At 64.2% G+C, this 3,422-nt stretch carries 5 protein-coding genes; all 5 read left to right on the top strand.

What is annotated here, in order from left to right; genetic code table 11:
* Positions 1–366 (top strand): methyl-accepting chemotaxis protein (locus tag ACE039_RS15590; protein WP_485822761.1); only part of this gene is annotated, 366 nt, incomplete at its 5' end.
* Positions 366–1,220 (top strand): CheR family methyltransferase, encoded by an 855-nt coding sequence (locus tag ACE039_RS15585; protein ID WP_485822760.1) that lies wholly within the window; start codon positions 366–368, stop codon positions 1,218–1,220. The genes ACE039_RS15590 and ACE039_RS15585, both read left to right, overlap by 1 nt.
* Before the next feature lie 20 nt (positions 1,221–1,240).
* Positions 1,241–2,299 carry a protein-glutamate methylesterase/protein-glutamine glutaminase gene (locus ACE039_RS15580; RefSeq protein ID WP_105560556.1) on the top strand — a complete coding sequence of 353 codons (1,059 nt, stop codon included), beginning with the start codon at positions 1,241–1,243 and terminating at the stop codon, positions 2,297–2,299.
* 50 nt (positions 2,300–2,349) lie between these two features.
* Positions 2,350–2,739 carry a chemotaxis response regulator CheY gene (cheY, locus tag ACE039_RS15575; RefSeq protein ID WP_006224583.1) on the top strand — a complete coding sequence of 130 codons (390 nt, stop codon included), beginning with the start codon at positions 2,350–2,352 and terminating at the stop codon, positions 2,737–2,739.
* 8 nt (positions 2,740–2,747) lie between these two features.
* A complete protein-coding gene (gene cheZ, locus ACE039_RS15570; protein WP_448708646.1) occupies positions 2,748–3,383 on the top strand; it encodes a protein phosphatase CheZ in 636 nt (211 codons plus the stop codon).
* Positions 3,384–3,422 lie beyond the last annotated feature (39 nt).

The following is a 3,422-nucleotide window of genomic DNA, read 5'->3' as shown; positions in this document are numbered from 1 at the left end:
GTGGAACGCGCGGGCGCGACGATGCAAGAGATCGTGGCATCGGTCAAGCGCGTGACGGACATCATGGGCGAGATCTCGGCGGCGTCCGAAGAGCAGTCCAGCGGCATCGACCAGGTGAACCGGGCCGTGTCGCAGATGGACGAAGTGACGCAGCAGAACGCGGCGCTGGTGGAAGAAGCCGCGGCGGCCGCAGGGTCGCTGCAAGAGCAATCCCAGCGTCTGGCGGAAGCGGTCGCGGTATTCAAGATCAATGCGGGCGAAGTGATTGAAGTACCGGCGCATCGCCTGTCTTCCGCGCGTTCGTCCGATGACGATTCCCGCTTACAAGCGCCCGACGCGTTCGCGCTCGGACACCGAGGAGTGTAGTGGCAACCGCAGCAACTTCGGCGCCGTCCACTACGGTGGACCGCCAATTCGATTTCCGCGACGCGGACTTTTCCCGCGTGCGCAAGATGATTCATGCGCGCGCCGGGATTTCCCTGGGCACGCACAAGCGCGAGATGGTCTACAGCCGTCTGGCGCGGCGCCTTCGCGCCCTGGGCCGGCAGGATTTCGGCAGCTATCTGGACCAGCTTGAAAACGAACCTGACGCGGCCGAGTGGGAAGACTTCGTCAACGCGCTTACGACCAATCTGACGGCGTTCTTCCGCGAGTCGCACCACTTTCCCATCCTGGCCGATTTCGCGCAGAAGCGCGGCGGCCCGGTGTCCGTATGGTGCTGCGCGGCCTCCACCGGCGAAGAGCCGTATTCCATCGCCATGACGCTGGTCGAGGCCATGGGGCCGCGTGCCAGCGCCTGCACGGTGCTGGCCACCGATATCGACACGAATGTACTGAACCGGGCGCGGGCCGGGGTGTACCCCGCCGAACGGGTCGCGAAGATGGAAGACGATCGCCTGCGGCGGTTCTTTCTCAAGGGGCGCGGCGCGAATGCGGGCCAGGTCCGGGTGCGGCCCGAAATCGCAGACATGGTGCGCTACGAGACCCTGAACCTGTTGGCGCCGTCCTGGGCGATCAACGAGAAGTTCGACGTGATCTTCTGCCGTAACGTCATGATCTATTTCGACAAGCCGACGCAGGCGAAGATCCTGGAGCGCTTCGCGCCGCTGCTCAAGCCGGGCGGCTTGCTGTTCGCTGGACACTCCGAGAACTTCACCTACATCAGCCGGGATTTTCGTCTGCGCGGGCAGACGGTCTACGAATGTGCGAGTAAGGCCTGAACAGGCCGAGGCAGCAAGCAATGAAAAAAATAAGCGTTTTGTGTGTGGACGACTCCGCGCTGGTGCGTGGGCTGATGACGGAGATCATCAATAGCCAGCCGGATATGGAAGTGGTCGCGACCGCGCCGGACCCGCTGGTGGCGCGCGAACTGATCAAGCGCCATAACCCCGACGTGCTGACGCTGGACGTGGAAATGCCCCGCATGGACGGGCTGGATTTCCTGGAAAAGCTGATGCGCCTGCGGCCGATGCCGGTTGTGATGGTGTCATCGCTTACCGAGCGCGGCGGGGAGATCACGCTGCGCGCGCTGGAGCTGGGCGCCATCGATTTCGTCACGAAACCCAAGCTGGGCATCCGCGACGGCCTGCTGGAATATACGGAACTGATCGCGGACAAGATTCGCGCCGCCTCGCGGGCCAAATTGCGCGCGCCGACGCCGCACGCCCCGCAAGCGGCGCCTGCGCCGATGCTGCGCCGGCCGCTGGCAAGCTCGGAAAAACTGGTCATCGTGGGTGCATCCACGGGCGGCACCGAAGCCATCCGTGAAGTCCTTCAACCGTTGCCGCCAGACAGCCCGGCCATCCTGATCACGCAGCACATGCCCGCCGGTTTCACGCGGTCGTTCGCACAACGCTTGGATGCGCTGTGTGCCGTGACGGTGCGCGAAGCGATCCACGGCGACCGGGTGTTGCCCGGCCACGTATACCTGGCGCCGGGCGGCGACACGCACATGCGGTTGGGCCGCAGCGGCGCCAACTATGTGATCGAGCTTGAAGCCAGCGAACCCGTCAACCGCCACCGCCCGTCGGTGGACGTGTTGTTCAATTCGGCCGCGGTTGCCGCCGGCAAGAACGCCATCGGCGTCATCTTGACGGGCATGGGCAAGGACGGCGCTGCCGGCATGCTGGCGATGCACCGGGCCGGCGCGCACACGATCGCGCAAGACGAAGCCAGCTGCGTGGTGTTCGGCATGCCCCGGGAGGCCATCGCCATTGGCGCCGCGGACGAAGTGGTAGCGCTGTCGGCGATTAGCGAACGCATTCTGACTCGCCTGGGCGACCGGGGACACCGCGTTTGACGCGGATGCATCCACGATCGATCTCAAGCAAATTTTTTCTGGAGTGAAAGATGGTAGACAAGGGCCTGAAGATTCTGGTGGTGGATGACTTCCCCACGATGCGGCGGATCATTCGCAACCTGCTTAAAGAGTTGGGTTTCGAGAACGTGGACGAGGCCGAAGACGGTGCGATCGGGTTGGAAAAGCTGCGTAACGGCGGCTTCCAGTTCGTCGTTTCCGACTGGAACATGCCCAACCTGGATGGCCTGGAAATGCTCAAGCAGATCCGCGCCGACGCGGCACTGGCGTCGTTGCCGGTACTGATGGTGACGGCCGAAGCCAAGAAGGAAAACATCGTGGCGGCGGCCCAGGCCGGCGCCAACGGTTACGTGGTCAAGCCTTTCACCGCGGCGACGCTGGAAGAAAAGCTCACCAAGATCTTCGAGAAAATTGCTGGCTGAGGTGTGCAATGAGCACAACGCAAAACGTTGAACACGCCGCCGAGAATCCTGACCTGATTCACCGCATCGCCTCGTTGACCCGCATGCTGCGCGACAGCATGCGCGAGCTGGGCCTGGACCAGGCGATCAAGGACGCGGCCAATGCCATCCCGGATGCCCGGGACCGCCTGCGCTATGTGGCGCAGATGACCGAGCAGGCCGCCAACCGCGTATTGAACGCCACCGAGCAGGCCGGCCCCATTCAGGACGGCATGTCGCGTTCGGCGCAGGCGCTGGATACGCGCTGGCAGCAATGGTACGACCAGCCGCTGGAGGTGCCGGAGGCGCGCGAACTGGTCAAGGACACGCGCGCGTTCCTGGCCGATGTGCCCAAGCAGACGCAGCAGACCCAGTCCAAGCTGATGGAAATCATCATGGCGCAGGATTTCCAGGACCTGACGGGCCAGGTCATCATGCGCATGATGGACGTGGTGGGCGCGATCGAACGCGAACTGCTGCAAGTGCTGCTGGACAACGTGCCGCAAGAGCGCCGCGACGAGGCCAACAGCCTGCTCAACGGGCCGCAGATCAGCCCGCAGGGCAAGACGGATGTCGTCACCAGCCAGGACCAGGTCGACGATCTGCTGGCCAGCCTGGGCTTCTGACCGTTTCCGCGCGCCACGGGCCCTGCGGCCGGTGGCGGG

The sequence above is a fragment of the Achromobacter maghribensis genome (assembly GCF_057334215.1).
The sequence above is the reverse complement of the archived record's forward strand: the minus strand, read 5'-3'. Positions and strand labels throughout refer to the sequence as shown.

Coding starts and splice junctions, on each gene's coding strand:
- ACE039_RS15580 (WP_105560556.1), top strand. CDS start 1,241: ATGAAAAAAATAAGCGTTTTGTGTGTGGACGACTCCGCGCTGGTGCGT.
- cheY (WP_006224583.1), top strand. CDS start 2,350: ATGGTAGACAAGGGCCTGAAGATTCTGGTGGTGGATGACTTCCCCACG.
- cheZ (WP_448708646.1), top strand. CDS start 2,748: ATGAGCACAACGCAAAACGTTGAACACGCCGCCGAGAATCCTGACCTG.